This window comes from Sporosarcina koreensis (genome assembly GCF_001531445.1).
Lineage (GTDB): Bacteria > Bacillota > Bacilli > Bacillales_A > Planococcaceae > Sporosarcina > Sporosarcina koreensis_C.
The window spans coordinates 1-243 of record NZ_LQYA01000355.1 but is presented as its reverse complement, the minus strand read 5'-3'; the positions used below and the strand labels follow the sequence as shown (position 1 = coordinate 243).

Annotated in this window: 1 protein-coding gene; it reads left to right on the top strand. The window is 33.7% G+C overall.

The genetic code is table 11. The features are described 5' to 3' along the window. A partial coding sequence (locus tag AWV70_RS23285) for an MFS transporter (protein WP_153010108.1) occupies positions 1–243 on the top strand: 243 nt, incomplete at both ends.

Genomic DNA, 243 nt, shown 5'->3' with positions numbered 1-243 from the left:
ACGACACAACCAAATTTTAATTTGGCTTTGCGTTCTATCTTTTTTTAGCGTATTAAATGAAATGGTTTTGAACGTCTCATTACCTGTTATTGCAAATGATTTTAATAAATCACCGGCGAGTACAAACTGGGTGAACACAGCCTTTATGTTAACCTTTTCTATTGGAACAGCTCTATATGGAAAGCTATCTGATCAGCTAGGCATTAAAAGGTTACTCCTATTTGGGATTATAATAAATTGCTT